Genomic DNA, 21,983 nt, shown 5'->3' on the forward strand with positions numbered 1-21,983 from the left:
TCCTTATTGCAGTATCGATTTTTTCCTTTTTAGGCGATGGTAGCTAATAGCAAAATGATGTGCATAATCGCGTAGTGCAATTAATAATTTTCCTATGTTTGTTTGTATATCCAGGTGTATGCCATCTTTCATGGTAGAACTATACAAGATTTCTTCGCGCTTTGCCAAGCTTGCAAAAAATCCATACGGTATTGCCTGTTGTGCAGCATGTAGTTGTCCTTTCCCACCATCAATCAATATAAGATCAGGTATATCATCACTATCTTTATATCTGCGTGCGACAATCTCTTGTAGTGCGGCATAATCATTTTGTGTATCAAGAGTTTGAATTTTGAATCGACGGAATTTGTTTTTGTCCGGTTTGCCATTGGTAAAGCGCACGCATGAACCTACAATATATTTACTTTGAAAGTGTGAAATGTCAAAGCAATCAATGGTGCGTACTGGATGAGGCAATGCGAGTAGGGCTTGTAATACGTATGCGGTTTCATCTGCATCTATATGTGCATATGGTGTAGGTGTAGTAGTGGCGAATATATGCTGAGCGTATTTTGCTGTGTGATATTTTGTATCAAGTGTATTAAAGATACTGTCTATATTATCTAGGTATTGGACTAAACGCTTTGCTTGTTCAAACTCGAATTTGCGTGTGTGTTCAGCTATTTTAGTTTTTAGGTTATGTAAAAATCCTTGGTGGTTTTTTTTGAGTGCATCATGTGCAAGTTGTAATCTAAACATATATGCATCACGATCAAAGTCATTTTTGCAATTACCCGGACATGTGCCCAGGTGATAATTTAAACAGCCATTTTCTAGCGTTTTATTACATAGCTTAAGACGAAAAGTATGCATTAAAAAGTCATGTACGCGCCGTGCGTCTATTTTTTGCAAAAAGGGGCCAAAATAAGTTCCCTTTTCTTTTTTGTTACGTACTACCTTGATAGTAGGCATGTCACCTTGGGTAAATACTATGTATACGAATGGCTGGCCATCTTTAAAGAGCGTATTGAATTTTGGTCTGTGTTCTTGAATAAGTTGTGCTTCAAGCAATAAAGCCTCATCTTCATTCTTGGTGATTATAAAGTCTAGGTCAGCATATTCTGCTCGCAAGGCTATGACTTTCCAATCTTTATTGTGATCTTGGAAATAGGAGTGTACACGGTTTTTAAGGGATTTTGCTTTGCCAATATAGATAACCGTGTCTTGTTGATTTTTAAATAGATATACGCCAGGTAATGCCGGCAGGGTTTTGGTAAGTTTTGTGTGCATATGGGTACTCCCAAGAAATCTCTCCATCTATAGCTAGTATAGCAAAAAATGGCTTAGTTGCCTATGGGTGCTAGGGTCAGCTTGAAGCTGTTTTTCTTGAATAAATGGTGTATTCCTGCTTGCGCTAGCTCTGGGCTGTGTGGTAATCCATATATAGCCAAGAAGGCATTAACCGAGCATTGGAGCTTGGCTATAGGGGTTATGCGACTATGGGTTGCATGGTCATCTGATACTGCAACAAAATGCACATACTGATTGCCATGTGATCGTAAAATACTCATCAGATCATACATACTTTGCAAGGATGCTAGCCGATCATTTTTACGATATCCAATAAATATAGGTAATGTTGGGCTGATTAAGTGTGCTTTGTCCAACAAATTATCGCGCGCTGTATTAAAGCTGGGGAAATAACGATCGAAAAAATTGTACAGTAATATATCAGACTTTGGTAACCAATTGAGATAACTTTTTGCGAGCTGATTAGTCATATCTTTTGTTGAGACAAAGGGAGATAATAATACCAATGCTTTTAGATTTTTTGGTTGTTCAGTTGCAAATTCTAACAATGCTTTACCACCGCGGCAATCACCGATACCAACTAAGTCTGCATGAGGATGTAACTTGGTAACTTCATTCCATACGGTTTTCAAGCAAGCAACATCAAGGTCTTGTCCAAAATTAAAATAATCACGCGTATCTGGATAATCAAATGTAATACATGGTGCATCGTGAATAATATTATCTTTAATGAATGCATGCGCTGCAATTGCGCAGCCACCATTTTTTATTAACTCTAAATAATCATCAGTCAATGGTACATTACGTTTGGCGTATCCGCGTGATGAAATAAAAATTACTTTATGGTCGGGATATGGCTTGATGCCGCGATCCACTGACACAATTTTTTGTGGCTTTTGTTGGTCATCGGTTACTACCAATTGTACATGCTCAGATTTTTTATTCTGCACGATAGTATCAACAAGATCATTAATACCTATAGAAGTTTGTATATCATGCGTGTGATCGATTGATTGAGCCGGTCCAAAGGTGTACACGTTCAAGTTATCTTTTGAAGGTATAAACGGTTCGGGCGTACGTGGTTTGAATAAAGTGTATATGCCAACAATACTTACGCTACATACCGTAATTGCAAATAATGATTTGAAGTATGAAGTTTGAGTAGTGTGAACGTGTATAAGCAATGTACTTAAAATAATTATTGGTGTTATTTTCATGTGATTAAAAAAAAATATTTTTTGTTTTGCGCACTCAACTAAAAAAAGTATACTAGGTACCAATTAAACATGTCTAACATATATCCTATTTTGCGATAATGAGGTTACAGTAATGATTTTTCGTTTAAAAAATTTCTTAATTCTTTTTGGTGTCTTACTGAGTGGTTGGCTAGGCTGGTCTTCATATGCTTATTTTTTTGATATGTCAGTACCGCATGTACGAATTATGGGAATTGAAGATAGCAACTATTATGCGGGTGAAGTTTCTTGTGTATTTTCTTGTGATAAAAAAGGTGTAATATCTATTGTGCTTGATGATCAGCAACAATTAGTGAATAATTTTAGATTAAATAAAAGCCAACAAGAACAGCCATTTACTATCCCAACTAAAACCATTGCAAATGGCAAACATGTTCTGAAAGCAGAATTTGTTGATTCTACCTATCATAAAAATAAGACTATCATCGAGCGAGAATTTTATGTAGATAACTTGCCATTGCAAGCAGCATTCACCAAGACAGAATCTGATCTTAAAGTATTGCAGGGCCGCACATTACACTTACAATTTCAAGTAAGTAAACCGATTCGTTCTGCACGTGTACAAGCATTAGCAAATACCTATGAATGTTTTCCCGAATCTAAGAATTCTTTAGTGTATGAATGTTTTATTCCTATTACCTGTGAAGAAAATCCGAACGAATATTTACTATCAGTTGATATAACCGATCGTGTTGGTAATACCCTGCATGTTGATAACAAATTTCAGGTAGTTATGTATCCTTTCAAAAAAACAACACTGCAAGTTGATGCAGAAAAAATTAAGCACGAAGAAGAAATGGGTATATCTATGAAAGAGTTAGAAGATCAGCTACAAGTGCTTGCACAGAGTTCTCCTCATGAAAAATTATGGCGAGGGACTTTCTGTGCGCCGATTGATATTCAACGTGTTACCTGTGAATTTGGTACGATACGTACCACGCAACATAAAGGGCGCTATGCACATAAAGCTCTTGATGTAATTAATACACCAAAGAGTGTAGTGTGGGCTCCACAGGATGGACAAATCGTTTTGAAAGAGCGGTATGACGCGAGTGGTAACACGGTGGTTATTGACCATGGTTGTGGGGTGCTGTCTTTATTTTTCCATCTTGATGATTTTGCAAAAATAAACGTTGGCGACAAAATTGCCAAAGGTAATCCAATTGGCACACTTGGCAAAACTGGCTATGCAACTGGTTATCATTTGCATTGGGAGATGCGTGTCAACAACATTGCAGTTGATCCGATGCAATGGACTAAAAATACATTTTAAAATAGACTGCGGTGTAAAAGCCGCAGTTTTTTTTCAAGGAGAATAGTATGTATTTTATGCCAAAGCGTCATCGCTTGTATGCTTGGGTTGCGCATATAGCACCTCGATATAGATATATGATTACCTTCAGTGGTTTATGTGGTATTGCTGCCTTATGGTGGTTTTGTATATATCAACCTATTACCAGGACGATAGCATCATATATGGCTACCGGATGTTTATTCGAGAAACAAAGCATGATGTATTTTAAGAAACAAAATAATACACAAGATGTTGCATATCTTACTGATTTACGCCAAGAAATAGATGCGTACAAACAAGATAATCTTGAGCAACAAAAACAATGTGCACAAGCGTTAATGTGTGTACAGCAAGCAGGGCTCTACGTACGTTCGTATGCAAAACAACACGAGAAACAAAAAGATTGGTATGCCAGTAGTCCTATACAGTTTAGTTTTTCTGGATCTTTAGAACAAATTGATTCATTTCTTACACAATTACATAATTTACGTCAGTTGATGACATGTACGCACATACAATATGTTCGAACAGAGCAAGATACATATATGTGCACGTGTCTTATTAAAATATTGCGTATTTCCTAGAAAAAATAACCCCTTCAACTTAGAACAAGCTGAAGGGTTAGGGGGTGAACAATACGGAAGATGTATTGCTCATGTAGGGACATTATATAATTTTTATGAACGTAACAATAGAATATTCATGTGTCAAGCCTACTGATTTTAGCCCTTATTTAAAAACATTTTTTAGGGCCTAAAATAATGATTAAGTTCCCAATCAGTTATTGTAGTGTTGAATGAACGTAATTCTTTTGTTTTAAGGTGAACAAATTCTTCTAAAGCTTTTTCTCCAAGTAATTCTTTAATAAATGAGCTATTCTTCAAAATATCCAAGGCTTGGCTTAATGATGTTGGTAATGAACGAATATGTTCTTTATCTAATTGTTCTGATGTGTATTCATATAACGAATGCTCAACAGCATTGGGTAATGGTTCTTTGTTTTGTATACCCTCAAGTCCTGCATGGAGTAATGCAGCAAACACAAGATATGGGTTACTCATAGGATCTGGTGAGCGGATTTCTGCGCGTACTGCATTACCGTTTCCTTCATTAATATGAGGAATACGTATGAGCGCACTTCTATTTTTGGTTCCCCAGCAAACGAATATTGGTGCTTCATAGCCAGGAACAAGTCGTTTAAAGGAGTTTACCGTAGGGTTTAGAATTGCGGTAATTTCTTCTGCGTGTTTGAGTATGCCAGCAATAAAGTGTTGAGCAATGTCAGAAAGTTTATAGGGATTTTGTGGATCATAGAATGCATTACGGTTATTAACATGATCATATAAGCTGAAATGAACATGCATTGCACTGCCATTTTGACCAAATACCGGTTTTGGCATAAAGGTTGCCTCAAAACCGCCCAGAGGTGCTAACGATGCAATAGTATGCTTTGCGAGCATAACTTGATCAGCAAGTTCTAATGCATCTCCATAGCGAATACTTACTTCAAGTTGTCCATGGGCAACTTCATGATGTAATTTTTCTATTTTTATGTTTTGTTCGCTTAGTGCGCGTAACATATGTTTTTTAAAACGTGCAACCCCTACATTTGTTTCGGGCGTAAAATAGTTACGATTGTCAGAAGGTATTTGTTTGCCGTGTTCATCTTTTTTGAACAAAAAGAATTCTAGTTCAGGTCCTACCACAAAGGTGTACCCCATAGCATGAGCACGAGCGAGTTCTTTTTTGAGGATGTAACGTGGATCGCCTTCATATGGTGTGGTTTCATTACGGCCTATATCACAAATTACACATGCCGAGCGGTCGGGGTTTTGCGTCCATGGTATATCTCGAGCGGTATTGATATCTGGTTTAAGGAGCATATCGCTATCTTTAATACTGGTGCATCCAGGTACAGATGACCCATCAAAGCAAATACCGTCTTGCATTGCACGGTCAACGAGCCAAAAAGGATACGTTACAGATTTAAAGGATCCGCTTAAATCGGTAAACATGAAGTCTACAAATTGGATACGTGCTCCTGGAGTAGGCTCTTCCAACGGTTGATTCTGAGGAGTTTCTTGAGAATGGATGTTAACGGTTAAAAGTACTAAAAAAATCATAGATATATGTTTTTTCATAAAGTTTCCTTTTTTTAGCCGGAGGGTAACCAAAGTTGGTCAAATAATACCAGTATCTGCCTAACAGTCAATACGCTTCATGATATTGCTCGTCTGCTATATGGGTATTATGGGGAATTTTTAAGGATAAAATAGGCTTTTTTTAATAAAATTGTTGCAATACTCAATTGACTATTTGTAATATAGTTATAGAAGATATAGTAAATACCTATATCAGTTTTAATTAGGAAAAATTAAAAGGTTAAAAAAAGAGGGAAATTGTATGAAAAAACAAGTAATGCTTATCCTTACATGTGCAAGTTTTGTGTGTGGTGCGCAGGTGAAGGCAGCAGAAGATGCAAAAAGCGGTTGGTTCCCATGGATTAAAGAGAGCACACCTTATTATGAATCAGCAACACAAATGAAAATAGAGCAGAATGAAATGGAACAAAGACAAATAAGAATGAAGATACAACAATTAGAACAGCAAATAAGCAAGTCAGAAATGAATTGTGAGCAGGCGCAAGGATATACAAAGAGCGCCGTATGTGATTTTGCTAGCCAAGATATTCCAAGTAAAGAAGTAGAAAAGAATATATTGCAGCGTCGTTTAGATAATTTACAGAAAAAACATACTGAATTAATGCAAAAACGTATGACTGAAAGAAATGCTAAAAAATAATAAGAAATAAATTGTTAGTTAAAATAAAAGGAAGTGTATGAAAAAGCAATTGTGGTTAATGTTATTAGTAGTATCAGCAAGTGGGTCATCTATGTTTGCGGTTCACATGAATATGTCTGCACAATACAAAAAAGTAGATATGTATGAAGATGCGATTAAAAAACATGCTGATAATATTGAGGATGCTATAGAGTCTTTTGTGTCTCAAAATAATCTTGATAAGACGCAATACAGATTAGTAAGCAAATGGGAAAAAGCAGTTATTAGACATGCAGATAATATTGAAGACATGATTGAAAAATGTTGTAAACAACAGTTATGTTTACCTGTTCATAATAAAATAAATAAAGAACTGCAACTACTTGATCGCACATCTGGTTATTTGATAAGTAATGCAAACAAATTTCTAGAAATGTACCCAGATGCTCAAGCATTACACAATAAAATAAATGATGAAATAGAACAGCTTAATAAAGCAATCTCGAATTTTGAAAAAGAAGTGAATGCTTTTATCCAGCAACATAATCAATAGAATTTAATAAAGAGAATAATATTATTAATAATAAAAAAAGGAGAGTAGGAACATGAAGAAACAATTGGCAATAGCGTTGCTTATGACATCAGTAGGTGCATCAATGTCGGCGCTAGCACACCGAGGCAGTATATACGAAGGTGTAGAAGCGTGGGGTAAGAACATTGAGAAATATGCAGGTAACGTTGAAGATGCCCTTGAATCATTTGTAAAAGAGAACAACCTTAAGCAAGAGCAAATTAAAGCAGTAAAAATTAATGAAGATCGTGTTTCACAACAAACACACAATATTGTAAAGAAAATTCAAAAATGTTATGAGCTAGAAAAAAATTGTGTAAACATACAAAGTAGTGTTAATTCTGGATTAGGGATGCTTGATCAAGAATTTGATAATCTACAAGCAAATGCACGTAAATTCTTAAAAACGTACCCAAGTGCTACTATGTTGAGTGAAAAAGTAAACTTTGAACTTAATCAGTTGAGTGATGCAATTGCGCAATTCAATGAAAAAGTAGAAGCATTTATGGAACAACATAGATAAATAAATATGTATGTAAATAAAAAAAGGAGCTTGTAAATTAGGCTCCTTTTTTTATTTTAAATATCTAAATCTTCAAGTAGATTTTCTACACGAGCGAGCTTGTCAAAGACGGTCAAATGGGGTGGTTATTTGAAATTTGATTGACGGGGTCTGTTTATTGGTGCAATCTAAAAGAAAGCAGAATATCATTTCTAGTAAGGCAATCTAGGCCTAAGCACTCATGAACATATTGATTTTTTTTAAAAACACTTCATTATTCCGTATCGGTATCATAGTTTTTACCTTGGGATCAAGCTTACTCTTGATGGGAGATCTTTCTGCATTGATTCAACAGTACTACCGAGGTAAAAGAAGTATAGAGGTAACCGTCTTTGTGCATGGTTCTGTCTACACGGTACTTTCTATGCTTGATGCAAAACGTGTTTTGAATGATGCATTACAAGAAAATTCACCCTATGTAAATTTGGTCAAAAGTGTGCGCAAAAACCCGCTGATTTGGCAAGATCAAATTATGGTAGCTGAAGGATTGCATCCATTTGATCAGGTATACATAGATCAATTTTTTGCACGTACCTTAATTCCAGATGATCGTCCAAAAGCTGCTTATCAGTTTATTCCGGTATATGACAAACTATTTCAGGCGCATAATGCCCATGTTGAGAGAAAATATTACTTATTCGGTCATTTGGGTTTATTGAGCCAGCGGTATCGCCGTAATGCAGCAGATGAACTGTATCATGCATTATGTGATGAACTAGCCAAATTACAGAAAAAATACTGGCAGGTGCGTGTTACGCTGATTGCACATAGCCATGGTGGTAACATTGTACTGAACTTGGCGGATGTACATGAGCAGTGCAAAAGAAGTCTTGCAATAGATAATGTGGTTATGTTTGGTACGCCAATACAACCAGAAACAGTTATGCACGCATATCACCCTATATTCAAGCGTATTATCAATTGTTATTCAGATGGCGATAATGTACAAAATAATGATCGTTTTTCTACCAAAGAACGTTATAGCTACAAGCGTATCTTTGATGAAAAAGCTACACTTAATTGTCCTGATGTGCATGAAAACAAGATTTATGATGTACGTTTATTATTGAATGGCAACAAGCGTACTATTGGTCATACACATATGTGGCTTATGGGGCGTGAAAAAAAGATTAGTGATACATTCGATCCACTACCTATTGCGATACTAACACCGTTATTGCTCGATTTATTTGATAAACGTGAACTAACATTAGATGCAGATCACATAGATTGCAATATTGTAGATACGTATCACGTTTTACGTTTGGAACTTGCTCATTTTGAAAAACAGGATGTATTAACTACCTCGCTTGATGTGCATAACTCTATGGTTTCTATGTGTAACTTGGTTAAAGAAAATTGGATGCCAATCGATAAATCACGCATGCTACTGTTTAACTATCAAACCGGAGCAGCACTTTGGCAAGCGTTTCAAGAGTGGCGACACTATAATCATACTGCTTAGGTAATAATATACACCAGGGTATTATGTTGTTATACTGCAACAAAATATTTTCACTTAATTGCAAAAAAAGGATTTTTTCTATGAAAAAACTAGCTATAAGCATCCTGATTATTAGTACTGTTATTTCTGCTCAAACACCGCAACAATGGGATACTGCTTTATTTACTGATTTGCAAGATGCAAGTAAAAAATTTGTGATTGGTCATATACAGGCAACTAGTCAAGTACTGGGCATGTGTGCTGATGCAACGGAAAAAGGTGCAGATGCGTTCTTGGAATCATATAACATGCTGATGCAATATTATACTCAAATTGCTACCGGTGGATTTATTCCTTTTAATGATGAATATAAAGAAGTTATGTTGCCAGCGTTTCCCGCGCTGGCGATCTTGCCTACATTTGATATTGCATGGAAAAAAATTGAACAGCTCATGCCGCATGATGAGCAAGATTTGGATAAGGCACTTAAACGTGCAACCAATAAAGCATTACGTAACAAAACATATAAGAGTGAAATTAAAAAAGTATTCCTTGATCAAGTACAAGAATTACAAAAATACGTTGATTATATTAATACGCATTATACACAACTGGTTAATGAGCTTAAAGAAGAACAAGATGCATTGCTGGCAGAGTTTATGAAACAGATGCAGCCATAACGAATAGAATCTATGTTGTAACGTGAGAAAGCGCCTACTCGGGCGCTTTTTTTGTTGATAATACGGGTTATCATTTACATTTTACAAGTCATTATTACACTAAAAAGTGTAGAAATGCGAATATATCCACTTTTTCTTAGGTAAATCTTTATGAAATTAATTCGATTAATAATATTGAGTTTTATGGTAGTATTTTTGCCCATATGCGCAGCGAACCCATTATATACTGCCAAAGCATGGGCCGGGATTAAGGTGAAATCGGTTATGTGGTACGTTGGATGTTTTCGCAAATTGACAAAGAAAGAGCGTGCAGTGGTAATCAAAACGCTCAAGATGTTACAAAACACGGTGCGTACCGGGTTGAAGATTACGGATAAAAACAATATAAGTGCGCACATATTACAGGGAATCCCGGTGGTTGCACAGGGATATTTACTTGCCAAAACATGGTCTCCTGACACGGCTGACCGCATTATGAAGAGTGCTATTAATCCCGTGTATGGGATGGCATTGGAGGCATTTGCAGATAAATATAACATTGACGCAACAGTCCCTTATGATCAACTCATTAAACAAAGCGGATTGCCTCAACATGAGGCAATATATGAATTGTATGTACTTGGGTTGCAGGCAATCACAACGTGTCTTTGGTGGGCATTATGGTAAAGGTATACCGTAATTTTTCTATTATATTTTTTGTTTTTTGTGTTACCGCGCAATTGCATGGTATGGAATCTGACTTTGCGATGGACAAGCAAGATGCTCCAACTAACGTAGAAATCCCCACGCTCCAAGTACTGTGTTTGCAAAAATTTTGCAAAGAAATACAAGAAACATTGGATGAAGAAGGAATACAAGAAGCAGAACAACTTGCATATTTGAATCCGGAAATTGTGGCGCCAGAACTAGCAAATCAAATTAAAAAAGAATTGGTGCAAGTTGTTGAGCTCTATACAAAATCCATGTCGCTAAAAGGTCACAATGATTGTGTCTCATGTTTAGTATATAATGAGGCTGACAAGCGATTATTCTCAGGATCTGATGATTGCATTATTAATATATGGGATACCAATACTGGCGTGTGTACACAGACATTAAAGGGTCATACTGATCGTGTCCAATGTCTGGTATATGATGCAGCTAGTAAGCGATTGTTCTCAGGATCTAATGAGCATACTATTAGAATATGGGATACCAGTATCGGTACTTGTGCACAGACATTAGAAAGCCATACTGATAATATTCTCTGTCTGGTATATGATGCAGTTAGTAATCGATTATTTTCAGGATCTAATGATTGTACTATTAACATATGGAATACCAATACCGGTACATGTATACAGACACTAGAAGGCCATATTAAATGGGTTGCATGTTTGGTGTATGATACAGATAATAACCGATTATTCTCAGGATCTGGTGATTGCGCTATTAATATATGGGATACCAATACTGGTACTTGTACACAGATATTAAAACACCATACTAATTGGACTCTCTCTCTAGTATATGATGCAGTTAGTAAGCGATTGTTCTCGGGATCTAGTGATAAAACTGTCAGAATATGGCAACCAGGATCATTTGCGTACACATTGTGTACATTGGCAGTCTGTAGCGTAAAAGACAAAGATAAATTGGATAATGTGAAGGCATCACAAACATACCAACAATTGTCTGATGAAGAAAAAGAAGCAATAGATCGGCACATTAAAAGATTAAAACAATGATGCAAAGAAAATTATATGTTATAAGTTTTCTTATGTTATTTACCACACAATTGCATGGTATGGAATCTGACTTTACTATGGACAAGCAAGATGTTCCAACCAACGTAGAAATACCCACACTCCAAGCATTGTGTTTGCAAAAGTTTTGCAAAGAAATACAAGAGACATTGGATGAAGAAGGAATACAGGAAGCAGAACAACTGCCGTACTTGAATCCGGAAATTGTGGCACCGGAAATAGCAGATCAAATTAAAAAAGCATTAGTGCAAGATGTTGGATTATATAAAAAATCAGCATTACTAAAAGGCCACACTGATAGTATTACATGTTTGGTATATGATGCAGTTAGCAAGCGATTATTCTCAGGATCCAATGGGTTGATACATGACGATAATACTATCAAAGTATGGGATACCAATACCAGTACGTGTACACAAATATTAGAAGGTCACACTGGTGGGATCATATGTCTAATTTATGATGCAACGAGCAAGCGATTGTTGTCAGGATCTGATGATAATACTATCAGAATATGGGACGCCAATACTGGTGCGTGCATGCAGACATTAGAAGGTCATACTGATAGTATTGCATGTCTGGTGTATGATGCAGTCACTAACCGATTATTTTCAGGATCTGATGATAATACTATCAGAATATGGGACGCCAATACTGGTGTGTGCGTACAGATACTAGAAGACTATGCTGGTTGGATCAGATGTCTAGTTTTTGATACGGCTAGCAAACTATTATTCTCAGGATCTGATTATAATATTGGAATATGGAATGCTGATACTGGTACGCGTATACAAGGATTAAGAGAAAGACATCCTCAATGTTTGGTGTATGATGCAACGAGCAAGCGATTATTCTCAGGGTCTTGGGAAAGCACTATTGGGGTATGGGATACCAATACCGATATATGGGAAGATAAATTAAAAGGCCATACTAATGGGGTCGAATGTATAATTTATAATGCAGCTACCAAGCGATTATTTTCAGGATCTGCTGATAATACTATTAGAATATGGGATACCAATACTGATATGTGTACACAGATATTAAAAGGTCATACTAATAGTATTGCATGTCTGGTGTATGATGCAGTCACTAGCCGATTATTTTCAGGATCTAATGATTGGGATATCAGAATATGGGACGCCAATACTGGTGTGTGCATGCAGACATTAAAAGGCCATACTGATTGGGTCAAATGTCTAATTTATGATGCAGATACCAAACGATTGTTCTCAGGATCTGATGATAATACTATTAGAATATGGCAACTAGGGTCATTTGGATACACATTGTGTGCATTAGCAGTGTGTAGCACAAAGGACAAAGATAAATTGAATAATGTGAAAATATCACAAACATACCAACAATTGTCTGATGAAGAAAAAAAAGCAATAGATCGGCACATTAAAAGGTTAAAAAAATGATGCAAAGAAAATTACATGTTATAAATTTTCTTGTGTTATTTACCGCGCAATTGCATGGTATGGAATCTGACTTGGTGATGGATAAGCAAGATACTCCAACTAACGTAGAAATTCCCACGCTCCAAGCGCTGTGTTTGCAAAAGTTTTGCAAAGAAATACAAGAAACATTGGAGCAAGAAGGTATTCGAGCAGTTGAGCGGCTTCCATACTTAAAAAAAAGATTTATTAAAAAAAATAAAATTCATAAACATATCGTACAGCAAATACAAGAAGCTTATGTTAAACAAAGTGGCATATATCAAAAGACAACATCTCTACAGAACAATGATAATTTTTGTATGTGTCCTTTGGCATATGATGCGGTGCATAATCGATTATTCTCAGGATCTAATGGTTATGAGAGGATCGTAATTAAAATATGGGATATAGAAAGTGGTAAGTTGATAAAGATATTAAGTCAGATAAATGATGATCCCGTTGTTTGTTTGGTATATGATGCGGCATATGATCGATTATTTTCAGGATATGAGGATCACATTATTAGAATATGGGACACTAATACCGGTGCGTGTATACAAATGCTAGAAGGTCATACTTATCCGGTCGAATGCCTAGTGTATGATGTGGCACGAGACCGCTTATTCTCAGGATCTAGGGATAATACTATTAGAATATGGGATGTAATGAGTGGTGAATGTATGCATACTCTAGAAGGTCATACTAGAGACATTACCTGTTTAGCATATGATGCGGTACAAGATCGATTATTCTCTGGATCTGATGATGGCACAATTAAAATATGGAATACAATGAGTGGTAAGTGTACACAAACACTGTTTTGCTCACATGATTTAGTTGGATTAGCATACAATGCAGCAGATGGACATTTGTTTTCAGCAGAGAATTCTTCTAGAGGTAGTGACACCGCGATTAGAGTATGGGATATTGTACATGGTGAATGCATACGAAAGCTGTGTTTTCATTGTAGTAGGGCTCTATGTCTGATAGATCATGAACAGTTGTCAAACCCAGAGCATGTTCTTGGTATATATAATAATGGAGCACCAGGGTGCTTGTTTTCCAAATCGGATGATAAAGCGATTACCGTATGGGATACACCGTATGGTCAGTGCATACAAGGAGAGGATATTTATATTAGAAATGAAAGGAATAGAGTACTCATGCATTCAGTATGTGATGTGGCGTATGCTCGATTATTCTCAGGATCTAGTAACAAGACAATTAAAATATGGGGTATAAGCGAGTGGCGTAATACACTGTATAATTCACGCCTGCAAACGCTATTTTCCTCTACTATATATGATAAAGCACAAGACCGGTTATTCTCATTATCCGGCAAATCAATTGACATATGGAAGCCGGCTTCATTTACGTATGCATTGTGCCGGCAAGCAATAAGTAATATAAAGACCCAGAAAGACGGTATCGTTTTTAGGCGTTCGCGAACATATAAAAATTTATCCTTTACAGAAAATCAGCACATAGAAGAAGAACTAAATGTCTTTTTGCAGCAACTAGATTTGCATTGATGGGAATAGATGGATTATCTAAGTAAGATGAAGTTATATAGCATATGTATATTGTTAGGTGTACATGTGGCACTATGTTGCATGGAAAAAGATATTCCAACCAATGTAGAAGTACCTACGCTTAAAAACATTCTGTTGCAAAAATGTTGTCAGCAAATATGGGAAACTCTTGATCACAAAGGAGTCAACGCAGCCGAACAGCTGCCGTGTTTGGATATAAAAAAGCGTCTAATTAATCAAGACGTGCAGCAAGATATACAACAAACATATCTACAGCGTTATGGTCTGTACCAGAAGACCAAAGAACTATCTGTACAACATAAAACTGTTTGTTGTATGGTGTACGATGCACAGCATGATCGGTTGTTTTTAGGATTTGGCTCTGGCAGAATTGGTGTATGGCATGCTTCTGGTAGTTTACCAATTCAAATGTTGACTACAGGGTACGTTGATGCACTTGCGTGTCTTGTCTATGATGCAAAACATAATCGATTATTTTTTAATAATCATGATGTAATTAGTATATGGGATATGGCACGTGGTGAACAAATAAACACACTCACGGGGCATACGCAGTTTATTACATGTCTTTTGTATGATCAAGAGGGTGATCGATTATTCTCAGGTAGTCAAGATCAAACAATCAGTATATGGGATATGCTGAGTGGTATACGGACGCATGTATTAATGGGACATACGTGCGATATTAGGCATCTGGCATACGATTCAAAACGCAACCGATTATTTTCTACATCTGGTCATAGAGACGATAGGAGCATTAATGTATGGGATCTAGCCCAGGGGACATGTATTTCTACTATAATGATGCGTGATGATATATATAAGTTTAAAGCAATATGGGATCTCGCGTATGATGTTGAGCATGACCGACTGATTACGGGATTCGAGTATGACCTAGCTGATAATAAGAAATATATTGATGTATGGAACGTGGAGAATGGTAAGCGAATATATAGGTTGAGCACAAATAATCATTCATTTAATAGGTTTACATATGATCCACACCATACTAGATTATTTTTATGGGGCAGATGGGCAAATCTTCAGGTATGGGATATGGCAACTATTGTACGTAGAGCATCTCCATATAATAAAAATACTAATTATGACTATGGCCTTTCAAAGCGTATACGAACGCAAGTATTTGAAGGAAATAATACACTTGTTTGCCCCGATAATCAGCATAACAGACTATTTTTAGTTTCTAATGATAAGATTATTAGTGTATGGGGATTAGGTTCATTTGCCTATGCATTGTGCAAGCGAATGGTAGATAAGGTAAAAACGGGTGAGGACCTATATCATTTCATGCGGTCAACATCATATAAACAACTATCCGATACAGAACAGCTAGAATTAGGAAAAGAAATATTAAAAAAAATTACCTAGTTAAAATATTTCTTCTACAAACTCATCAATTTGTTTTGTGGTAATGCTTTCACCCATGGCGCGATAAAAATCTTGACCATATTCACGTGTTTCTATAACTACCGGCATGGTCATTGCGTGACCCATGAGCAGTGCTTGTTTTTTACTATCAAGAGATGCCAAAATGGTGCGTAAATTTGCTGCACCATTAATGCCGGTTAGCACTGCTTGAATGTCTTTTTCATCATTCAGTTGCGCAACTACCTTAGTACCAATCTGTGAGAGTATTTCTTCATCTATACCAGATGGCCGCTGATCAACAACAAGTAATGATACATAATATTTGCGCATTTCCCGCGCAATAGTACCAAAAATTGTTTGTCGTGCTGCACTTGGGTTCAAGAATTTGTGAGCTTCTTCAATCGTGATTAGTAATTTTTTTGGTTCATCGGCACTGTGTTGAGAGCCCAAAAATTGCTCAGTTTTTGCTACATATTGGCTGTGTATACGGCGGGATATAATGTTAGCAATTAATAGATATACAAACGTCGAGGTATAATTACCAAACTCAACAATGATATTAATACCTTTATCTATGTATTCCATCATTTGATCGATGACATCAGTATGGTATGCGCCGGTATGCATAGGCTTAAAAAATGGTAAGCGTTCTAATTTTTTAAGCTTGCGATAGAGTGCTGCAATTGATTCTGGATGTGCACCGAGTGATTGTGCAAATTCTTTTAAATCTTCACCATGGTTGAGTAATGCTTGGAGCCAATCGTGTTTATATTTTGCAGCAATCAAGTATGCAGCTTCTACTGCGGTAGCATGCAAATTAAGTTCATCTTTAAGTGACATAATGTCTTCTATTTGGATAGATTGATAGCTCAAGGTAACTTCCACATCTGGGCTGCCACCACGACGGCGTGTAGACGTTGGGTCTAGAGAAAAAATTACTACCTTACTTGGAAATAAAGTTTTCAACCCCTTAACAAATGTTTGTGCACCCTCTTTGCGCGCTTGTAGGCCATATTCACTATGCATATCAAAAATTAAGTTAACCGCTTTCTCATGCTTAATAAGGCCTGCTAAAATTAATCGAGTTAAAAATGTTTTACCCGTTCCTGTTTTGCCAAATATACCATTACTTCGTTCAGTTAATTTTTCAAGATTCAAGCACACGGGCGTGCTCATATCAAGCGGTGATCCAATGCTAAAGAATTTTTTACTCGGATCATGCTCATCACCAAAAATAAGGGCCACGTCTTGCTTGCTTGCTTCAAAAACTTGGGCAAAATGTGGAGGGATTGTTTTAACCGGTTTTGGTTTTTGTTCGTAATCAAGCATAAGCATAGGCTTGAGAGTTGCGGTAGCATAAATATCTTTATGCTTGAGGGTGCGTTGCAATAAAGTTTCATGTTCACTGGGTGGAAATAATAGAATATCAGGATGCGTAACTTCCAAGCTTAAGTCAGTAATAAGTGAAAAGAATTTATGGTTTTTTCCGACAATAGATACAAATTTGCCTGTTTTTATAGTTTCTAAATCTGCATCAGGCTGTACGCGCATGACAAAGCCTTCTGTCAGTGAACCGGAAATAATAGAACCAATGAGCTGTTTCATACGTAAAAAATCTTTTCATAAAAATAATGTAATGTATTAAGTATGAAACAGCTCTAGTTTTTATGCAAAATTTTTATGGCACATCAATAGGTACGGGAATATTGCCAGCTTGTTCTTCTTGTAATGTGCGGAAGATGTAGCCATATGATAAAAATAACGTATAAGAAAGAATAATAGGTCCTACAATAGTGATAACACTTGCCAGGGTAATACCAATACAAATTAATAAAAACAAACCTAACAATTTTATATTACCACGAGTAAGATCGGCACTTTTTCGCAATGCTTCAAATGGACTACAGCCGGTATCGACAACATACCATAGTGCAAAGCTATAGCGAATTGCAAAATAAATACCCGGAATAACAAATAGAATAAGGCCACCAAGTACAATTAATCCATACAAAAGTGCCGTGATATAATAATCTACCAATACGGGTCCGGTACTCAAAATACGCTGTATGGAGCTGGTTCCATTGTCATAAATATCCAATGCTATACGGATCCAACCCATAGTGATTAACAAATCAATGACGTTATAGAGTATATAAAAAAGAAGAATTAACAAATAGCCACTAATATTACCGCCATATACCCACATACTATGTACAATGCCTTTGAAGAAAAACTCTTTCAGCACGATGTTCTGTTGTTTCATAATAACTTGTATAACAAATTGATAAACAAATATATTTATAACGCTGAGTAAAGATACACCTATTAATAATAAAAAGTTATGTTTGAATTGTCGGAATCCAAACCGCAGTGCGTTCATGATATTAAATGGTTGTCTTGCTTGCATAATTTTTCCCCCTTACAATTTTTCAAGTATATTTGTATGTAATCTACTAAATTGCAGGAAAAATAATCAATGGTCTTAAATAGGCTTATTAATGAGCGCAATAACTTGTGTTCGTGTTACTTCTAGGATGCCACGTGGAATAGTAATTGATTGTTCGGTATTATTTTTAAGGCCGAAGATTAATTTTTTACCGGGAGATAACATTAAAATAGTTGGGGCATGCCCTGGCTGGATAATAAAGCTTCCGGTTGGTGTAAATGCTTCTACCCATTCAACTTCAAAGATTTGAGTTTTTTCTGGGCTTGTAATGTGTAATTCCATGGTTATTTACCGGCTTTTAGTTCTTTTGCTTTTTGAATTACATCTTCGAGTGTTCCAACCATATAGAATGCATCTTCTGGTAAATGGTCATAATCACCGGCAATTATTTTTGCAAAATCATCAACTGCACGTTCTCGAGAGACATACTTGCCCGGAATACCAGTAGCAAACTCTGCAGTAAACAATGGTTGAGTTAAGAATTTTTGTATTTTTTTAGCACGTTTTACAATAACTTTATCTTCTTCAGACAATTCATCTATGCCTAAGATAGCAATTACATCTTGCAATTCTTTATATCGTTGTAAAATACGTTGGATTTCACGCGCAACGCGATAATGTTTTTCACCAACAATGTGCGGTTGCAAACCTTTTGAGCTAGATACTAACGGGTCTACTGCGGGATACAAACCAAGCGCAACTAACTTGCGTGACAACACGGTACTTGCATCTAAATGTAAGAAGGTTGTTGCTGGTGCAGGATCAGTAATATCATCTGCTGGAACGTAGACAGCTTGTACCGAAGTAATCGAACCATTAATGGTGTTGGCAATACGCTCTTGGAAAAAACCCATTTCAGTAGCTAATGTTGGTTGATAGCCGACAGCAGATGGCATACGGCCAAGCAATGCAGAGACCTCTGAGCCTGCTTGTACAAAGCGGAAAATATTATCAACAAAAAAGAGTACATTTTTTTTTTGTTCATCACGGAAATATTCTGCCATAGTCAAGCCGGTCAGGCCAACGCGCAAACGTGCACCGGGCATTTCTCCCATTTGACCAAAAACTAAAGCTGTTTTTTCGAGTACGCCGGTCCGTTTCATTTCAAGCCAGAGCTCATTACCTTCGCGTGTACGTTCTCCGATACCGGTAAATACAGAAACACCGCCATGTTCAGTTGCAATATTGCGAATAAGCTCTTGTACTACTACGGTTTTACCAACGCCGGCCCCACCAAATAGTCCAATTTTGTTTCCTTTGATGTATGGGCACATGACATCAATAACTTTTATGCCGGTCTCTTGTACTTCATCTTCTATTTTTTGTTCTACCAAACGTGGTGCAGGTCGAAAAATAGACCATTCATGCGGAGCTTTTAGTGCTGGTTTGTCATCAATAGTATGGCCGAGCACATTAAAAATACGCCCGAGAACGTCATCACCAACCGGTACTTGAATAGGCGATCCAGTGTCAATAACTTTCAGGCCACGTCTAATATTAAATATATTTTCAATAGCAATACAGCGCACAACACCATCACCCAATTGCTGGGCGACTTCTAAGCTTGCTTTATTGGTGTCTTGTGTATCACCAGTTGCTTGGGCATAAGCAGCTTCTCGCTTTTTTATCGTACGTGTGGCTGGTAAGATAACTTCAAGTTCATGTAAAATATCGGGAGTGTGTTCTGGTGGAAACTGAACATCTATAATGGTACCGCTAATGCGCAGTACGGTGCCGTGTTTGTCTTGAGTGGCAGTGTGTGCCATTGGATGTATCCTCGAGAAAGCATTGAAAACATCACATAATTTTATTAATGCTAACGTAAGGATAGGTGTTTGTAAAGATTGCTTTTAAAACTAATATTTTAGAGAAATAGTATCTGAATCGGTGGACATAAGTTCGTCTGAAAAAAAATGATCAACACAAGTATGAGAAGGCTGTTGTGTAACGGGGTGCAGTTGATCGTAATTTATAGCTTGTAGACAAGGGAAAATTGCATCTAATATAACATTTTCTGCATAGTCCTTGTGTTGTTTGGTGAATAATACACGATCAAAAAAACTATTGAGTATAAAAAAGTAATATTTAGTCTGAATGGGTTCTGACAGAATGAGTTTTTCAGATGCTAATTTTTTTACACGTGATAAAATACTCGGAAAACTTACTCTTGCTACGAGTGCTAGCTTGAGTAGGTATGCAATATCATTAGTTGATAAATACGACATTTGGCTTACTTGATTAAAGTATAAATCTAGTTGAGCAAGGTCCTTGTTTTGTGAGGTTTCCATAGAAAGGCTATCAATGCTCGCACACAAAACAGGTATTAGTAGCATAAGTTTTTTCATAATAGCTCCATTAAATATGATTATATGCTTATTTTAACGGTATATTCGGGCTGTTGCAAATGTTAGAATTATAAATAGATTCCATATTGAAAGACCATGTGTAAAAAAAGCATGGTCTACTTTTTTACCATGAATTTTTGTAATAACTGCTTATTTAATTGTACTATCTGTTGTTCAAGGTCTTGTGTGGATAATAATCCTGTTTTTGCATCAGTGTATTGCAACACAGAACCACTTTGTATAATACCGGCACGTATTGCATCCTCTACGGGTTTGCTTTGTGCAAGATATGCTACAAAGCTTGAACCAAATGCATCGCCGGCTCCTATAGTGCTGATTACTTCAACTTGAGGTGCTGGATGATAATAGATTTCGTTTTGATTAAATACATACACACCATCTGCACCATTAGTAACAACTATAGTCTGTACGCCTTGGTTGTGTATGATCGCAAAAAATTCAAGAATATTAAATTTATTTTTTTGTACAGAATTAAGCAGTGGTGGCAGATCAGATTTAGCCTCTAGACTGATAGAATGTGATTTTTTGTTGAATGTTTGTGCAAGTAGTTGGGCTTCATGGCTATTTAAAATTAAAATATCGATGTATGGTAGCGCATCATGCAAATAACGTGCACCATCAATCAATTGACTGGTTCCCGGATTGGTTGCTACCAGTTTTTTGTGCGCTGCTGCATGTGTGGTTATGGGTACAATGAGTGAAGCTGTAGTTTCACTTAATGAAGTGATGTATATAATATCATGTGTATCAATAACATGTAGGGGAAGCTCTTGTTGCTGTAAGGTAGTATTTGCACCACGATATACCAGCACGGTACGTTCGCCTGATGGGCATGGAATAATAAAAGAAGTTCCTGTTTGTACTTCATGTGAGCGTATTACATGCGTGGTTGCTATATAATCCGTATGTAGTGCTTTGAGCAACATATCGCCAGCGGTGTCCGTGCCTATTTTAAAAAAGCTTTCTGTAGTAAAACCAAGTCGAGCAAATGAGGTGGCGGCATTTGTAGCGCCGCCACCTGTTGCGTATACGAGATCCTTAACCTCTAGCTTTTTGCCAATTGGTAATAGTACATACCCGGATTGATGTAATTCTGGTGGACATATATATTCTAGAAATATGTCTTGTGTGGCTCCTCCAATGGTTAGTACCTTTTTCATTTCT

21 protein-coding genes are annotated in these 21,983 nt (G+C 36.6%); 12 read left to right on the top strand and 9 right to left on the bottom strand.

Annotated features, from left to right (window positions below; all coding sequences use genetic code 11):
- Positions 1 to 3: 3 nt before the first annotated feature.
- Both PK943_04050 and PK943_04055 read right to left on the bottom strand, forming a co-directional pair.
- Positions 4 to 1,269 carry a GIY-YIG nuclease family protein gene (locus PK943_04050; GenBank protein HRN78387.1) on the bottom strand — a complete coding sequence of 422 codons (1,266 nt, stop codon included), beginning with the start codon at positions 1,267 to 1,269 and terminating at the stop codon, positions 4 to 6.
- A gap of 53 nt (positions 1,270 to 1,322) precedes the next feature.
- A complete protein-coding gene (locus PK943_04055) occupies positions 1,323 to 2,507 on the bottom strand; it encodes a hypothetical protein (GenBank protein ID HRN78388.1) in 1,185 nt (394 codons plus the stop codon).
- Positions 2,508 to 2,619: 112 nt separating this feature from the next.
- Between PK943_04055 and PK943_04060 the strand changes: the two genes are divergently transcribed.
- Positions 2,620 to 3,819 (top strand): M23 family metallopeptidase, encoded by a 1,200-nt coding sequence (locus tag PK943_04060; protein HRN78389.1) that lies wholly within the window; start codon positions 2,620 to 2,622, stop codon positions 3,817 to 3,819.
- Between the two features lie 47 nt (positions 3,820 to 3,866).
- On the top strand, positions 3,867 to 4,424 hold the full coding sequence (gene pilO, locus PK943_04065) for a type 4a pilus biogenesis protein PilO (protein ID HRN78390.1): 558 nt from the start codon (positions 3,867 to 3,869) through the stop codon (positions 4,422 to 4,424).
- A 162-nt stretch (positions 4,425 to 4,586) separates the two neighbouring features.
- On the opposite strand, the gene PK943_04070 is transcribed toward pilO, so the two are convergent.
- A complete protein-coding gene (locus tag PK943_04070) occupies positions 4,587 to 5,981 on the bottom strand; it encodes a glutamine synthetase family protein (GenBank protein HRN78391.1) in 1,395 nt (464 codons plus the stop codon).
- Between the two features lie 262 nt (positions 5,982 to 6,243).
- Between PK943_04070 and PK943_04075 the strand changes: the two genes are divergently transcribed.
- From PK943_04075 to PK943_04120, 10 genes are all read left to right on the top strand, one after another.
- Positions 6,244 to 6,642, top strand: coding sequence for a hypothetical protein (locus PK943_04075; GenBank protein HRN78392.1), 399 nt, complete (start codon positions 6,244 to 6,246; stop codon positions 6,640 to 6,642).
- 37 nt (positions 6,643 to 6,679) lie between these two features.
- Positions 6,680 to 7,174, top strand: coding sequence for a hypothetical protein (locus PK943_04080; protein HRN78393.1), 495 nt, complete (start codon positions 6,680 to 6,682; stop codon positions 7,172 to 7,174).
- A 52-nt stretch (positions 7,175 to 7,226) separates the two neighbouring features.
- On the top strand, positions 7,227 to 7,715 hold the full coding sequence (locus PK943_04085) for a hypothetical protein (GenBank protein HRN78394.1): 489 nt from the start codon (positions 7,227 to 7,229) through the stop codon (positions 7,713 to 7,715).
- A gap of 220 nt (positions 7,716 to 7,935) precedes the next feature.
- Positions 7,936 to 9,219: a hypothetical protein gene (locus PK943_04090; protein HRN78395.1), complete on the top strand. Its 1,284-nt coding sequence runs from the start codon at positions 7,936 to 7,938 to the stop codon at positions 9,217 to 9,219.
- Between the two features lie 80 nt (positions 9,220 to 9,299).
- On the top strand, positions 9,300 to 9,878 hold the full coding sequence (locus PK943_04095; protein HRN78396.1) for a hypothetical protein: 579 nt from the start codon (positions 9,300 to 9,302) through the stop codon (positions 9,876 to 9,878).
- 150 nt (positions 9,879 to 10,028) lie between these two features.
- A complete protein-coding gene (locus tag PK943_04100) occupies positions 10,029 to 10,544 on the top strand; it encodes a hypothetical protein (GenBank protein HRN78397.1) in 516 nt (171 codons plus the stop codon).
- Positions 10,538 to 11,605, top strand: a complete 1,068-nt coding sequence (locus tag PK943_04105; GenBank protein HRN78398.1) for a WD40 repeat domain-containing protein — start codon at positions 10,538 to 10,540, stop codon at positions 11,603 to 11,605. Before PK943_04100 ends, PK943_04105 begins: the two co-directional genes overlap by 7 nt.
- Positions 11,602 to 13,047 (top strand): WD40 repeat domain-containing protein, encoded by a 1,446-nt coding sequence (locus PK943_04110; GenBank protein ID HRN78399.1) that lies wholly within the window; start codon positions 11,602 to 11,604, stop codon positions 13,045 to 13,047. Before PK943_04105 ends, PK943_04110 begins: the two co-directional genes overlap by 4 nt.
- Positions 13,044 to 14,597 carry a WD40 repeat domain-containing protein gene (locus PK943_04115; GenBank protein ID HRN78400.1) on the top strand — a complete coding sequence of 518 codons (1,554 nt, stop codon included), beginning with the start codon at positions 13,044 to 13,046 and terminating at the stop codon, positions 14,595 to 14,597. Before PK943_04110 ends, PK943_04115 begins: the two co-directional genes overlap by 4 nt.
- A gap of 66 nt (positions 14,598 to 14,663) precedes the next feature.
- Positions 14,664 to 16,007: a hypothetical protein gene (locus PK943_04120; protein ID HRN78401.1), complete on the top strand. Its 1,344-nt coding sequence runs from the start codon at positions 14,664 to 14,666 to the stop codon at positions 16,005 to 16,007.
- On the opposite strand, the gene PK943_04125 is transcribed toward PK943_04120, so the two are convergent.
- From PK943_04125 to PK943_04150, 6 genes are all read right to left on the bottom strand, one after another.
- Complete coding sequence (locus tag PK943_04125) at positions 16,008 to 17,612, bottom strand: DUF87 domain-containing protein (protein ID HRN78402.1); 1,605 nt, start codon at positions 17,610 to 17,612, stop codon at positions 16,008 to 16,010. It lies immediately after the preceding gene.
- A gap of 73 nt (positions 17,613 to 17,685) precedes the next feature.
- The gene (locus PK943_04130) at positions 17,686 to 18,414 is read right to left on the bottom strand and encodes a hypothetical protein (protein ID HRN78403.1); all 729 of its coding nucleotides are present in this window, start codon (positions 18,412 to 18,414) and stop codon (positions 17,686 to 17,688) included.
- 75 nt (positions 18,415 to 18,489) lie between these two features.
- Positions 18,490 to 18,735, bottom strand: a complete 246-nt coding sequence (locus tag PK943_04135; protein HRN78404.1) for a hypothetical protein — start codon at positions 18,733 to 18,735, stop codon at positions 18,490 to 18,492.
- Between the two features lie 2 nt (positions 18,736 to 18,737).
- Positions 18,738 to 20,219, bottom strand: a complete 1,482-nt coding sequence (gene atpD, locus PK943_04140) for a F0F1 ATP synthase subunit beta (protein ID HRN78405.1) — start codon at positions 20,217 to 20,219, stop codon at positions 18,738 to 18,740.
- A 90-nt stretch (positions 20,220 to 20,309) separates the two neighbouring features.
- On the bottom strand, positions 20,310 to 20,798 hold the full coding sequence (locus PK943_04145) for a hypothetical protein (GenBank protein ID HRN78406.1): 489 nt from the start codon (positions 20,796 to 20,798) through the stop codon (positions 20,310 to 20,312).
- Between the two features lie 116 nt (positions 20,799 to 20,914).
- Positions 20,915 to 21,979, bottom strand: coding sequence for a carbohydrate kinase family protein (locus PK943_04150; protein HRN78407.1), 1,065 nt, complete (start codon positions 21,977 to 21,979; stop codon positions 20,915 to 20,917).
- Positions 21,980 to 21,983 lie beyond the last annotated feature (4 nt).

It is taken from the genome of Candidatus Dependentiae bacterium, assembly GCA_035445995.1.
Classification (GTDB): Bacteria; Babelota; Babeliae; order Babelales; family Vermiphilaceae; genus DAOMRS01.

Bases quoted from the DNA above. Each gene is read 5' to 3' on its own strand.
- PK943_04050 (HRN78387.1), bottom strand. From the start codon at position 1,269: ATGCACACAAAACTTACCAAAACCCTGCCGGCATTACCTGGCGTATAT.
- PK943_04135 (HRN78404.1), bottom strand. From the start codon at position 18,735: ATGGAATTACACATTACAAGCCCAGAAAAAACTCAAATCTTTGAAGTT.
- PK943_04095 (HRN78396.1), top strand. From the start codon at position 9,300: ATGAAAAAACTAGCTATAAGCATCCTGATTATTAGTACTGTTATTTCT.
- PK943_04110 (HRN78399.1), top strand. From the start codon at position 11,602: ATGATGCAAAGAAAATTATATGTTATAAGTTTTCTTATGTTATTTACC.
- PK943_04145 (HRN78406.1), bottom strand. From the start codon at position 20,798: ATGAAAAAACTTATGCTACTAATACCTGTTTTGTGTGCGAGCATTGAT.
- PK943_04075 (HRN78392.1), top strand. From the start codon at position 6,244: ATGAAAAAACAAGTAATGCTTATCCTTACATGTGCAAGTTTTGTGTGT.
- PK943_04090 (HRN78395.1), top strand. From the start codon at position 7,936: ATGAACATATTGATTTTTTTTAAAAACACTTCATTATTCCGTATCGGT.
- PK943_04150 (HRN78407.1), bottom strand. From the start codon at position 21,979: ATGAAAAAGGTACTAACCATTGGAGGAGCCACACAAGACATATTTCTA.
- PK943_04115 (HRN78400.1), top strand. From the start codon at position 13,044: ATGATGCAAAGAAAATTACATGTTATAAATTTTCTTGTGTTATTTACC.
- PK943_04100 (HRN78397.1), top strand. From the start codon at position 10,029: ATGAAATTAATTCGATTAATAATATTGAGTTTTATGGTAGTATTTTTG.
- PK943_04085 (HRN78394.1), top strand. From the start codon at position 7,227: ATGAAGAAACAATTGGCAATAGCGTTGCTTATGACATCAGTAGGTGCA.
- atpD (HRN78405.1), bottom strand. From the start codon at position 20,219: ATGGCACACACTGCCACTCAAGACAAACACGGCACCGTACTGCGCATT.
- PK943_04105 (HRN78398.1), top strand. From the start codon at position 10,538: ATGGTAAAGGTATACCGTAATTTTTCTATTATATTTTTTGTTTTTTGT.
- PK943_04080 (HRN78393.1), top strand. From the start codon at position 6,680: ATGAAAAAGCAATTGTGGTTAATGTTATTAGTAGTATCAGCAAGTGGG.
- PK943_04070 (HRN78391.1), bottom strand. From the start codon at position 5,981: ATGAAAAAACATATATCTATGATTTTTTTAGTACTTTTAACCGTTAAC.
- pilO (HRN78390.1), top strand. From the start codon at position 3,867: ATGTATTTTATGCCAAAGCGTCATCGCTTGTATGCTTGGGTTGCGCAT.
- PK943_04060 (HRN78389.1), top strand. From the start codon at position 2,620: ATGATTTTTCGTTTAAAAAATTTCTTAATTCTTTTTGGTGTCTTACTG.
- PK943_04055 (HRN78388.1), bottom strand. From the start codon at position 2,507: ATGAAAATAACACCAATAATTATTTTAAGTACATTGCTTATACACGTT.
- PK943_04125 (HRN78402.1), bottom strand. From the start codon at position 17,612: ATGAAACAGCTCATTGGTTCTATTATTTCCGGTTCACTGACAGAAGGC.
- PK943_04130 (HRN78403.1), bottom strand. From the start codon at position 18,414: ATGCAAGCAAGACAACCATTTAATATCATGAACGCACTGCGGTTTGGA.